Raw genomic sequence first — 1395 nt, forward strand, 5'->3', positions numbered from 1 at the left:
TTGTAAATGTTGTTGACGGGAGTGATGTATCTGGCTGGAACGCATTTCCCGCTTCTGGCAGCAAAGCCAGTGGGTTTCCGTTTGTTTGATGGGTAAAATAGGGGGGTACACGACCAAAAAAGTATGAGTGGACAGGGTGCCCCGGAAACTCCCGGTTCAAATAGGTCAGCACGTTGTTCAGTAACTCTGGCCGCTGTTTAACAAACTGGTAAAGTGAGCCGGGGTCGTTCAGAATTTGCTGCCTTACCCGGTCACTGAGGCTTTTTGGCAGGGACGGTGAGCTGAACCCTGAGAGAATCCCCCGCCATTGATAGAGATTAAAGGGTGTATTGGTCACCGCGTCCATAAACAGGGTGGCCAGGTTGAGATGCTCGCTTTCTACAAGGGTGCCAATGTCAGGGCCATCCCAACCGGCATAATGATCCCTGATATTATAAGGGGCATCAGCGAACTGCATTAACAGCACCGGGTCTCCTGCTCCCCAGAAATGGTACTTTCGATGTCGGTCGTTGCGGGCGATGAATAGAGAAGACCTCCACCAGACCGGATAGGTGTCACTGCCGGGAGACGCCTTTTCCAATGCCCAGAGGTTAAAGTATTTCCCGGTGATGAGTGCCGGACCGGGTTTTATCGGAGCCTCAGGAATACCCGGTTGATAAAGCCATCTTTGATCCGACTTTTGGTCCGACAATGGATAAAGCCAGCGATTATTATCGCAGGCGTGTATTTTTTCTTTGTCGGCTGATTTGCCTTTATCGGGTTCGGCAAACAACTCACCGTGGGAAGAAAGGCAGTGAATAGCCTGATTGACCCGCTTAATGTAGGTGCTGTCCAGAGCGGTGTGCCCGTCGCTGCTTATGGTTTCTTTGTTAGCCAGTTCGGGCAGCAGCCAGGGTTTTTCGTGATTCATCGGGACATCAATAAGAACACTCTGACACTTTTTATGATGGGTGAGTGGATGTGTTTGACAGATAATAGCCTGCAGGTGATTGCGGTGACGTTCCCGCCAGGGACGAAGGAAAAGGGTGCTGGTATGGGTGTCATTCAGCAGTGTCCATAGTGATAGCCAGGCAGACAAAGAATCACCATCAACTGCCTGCGTCTCTGTCGATGATGTAGGGGGTGAGGCAGTGATCTGCCATACAGGGTGGTTTTCGATACAACTGGTTTGCACTGATAAACGGCCTTTCAGTAAAGCGTGATCGATCATCACCGGATGAGGAGTGCAGTCGGGGGCATCACCAAATGCCCGGGACAGTGATGGTAAGCCATGACGGAAAGAAGGGTAGGGTACGATGGAAGGAGGAAGTAGTTTTGCTAACAGAAACCACCACAGGTGGCTCGACCATTGATTCTTGAAAAAAAGGGATAACTTTTCGGGTGTACCAACGTCGT

Annotated in this window: 1 protein-coding gene; it reads right to left on the minus strand. The window is 50.7% G+C overall.

Annotation, left to right across the window (positions count from 1 at the left end; translation table 11 throughout):
• Positions 1 to 1395: hypothetical protein (locus tag KDK19_RS10495; protein WP_257291900.1), on the minus strand; the 1395-nt coding region annotated here is incomplete at both ends.

Source organism: Endozoicomonas sp. ONNA1, assembly GCF_024606325.1.
In the GTDB taxonomy this organism is placed as follows: Bacteria; Pseudomonadota; Gammaproteobacteria; order Pseudomonadales; family Endozoicomonadaceae; genus Endozoicomonas_A.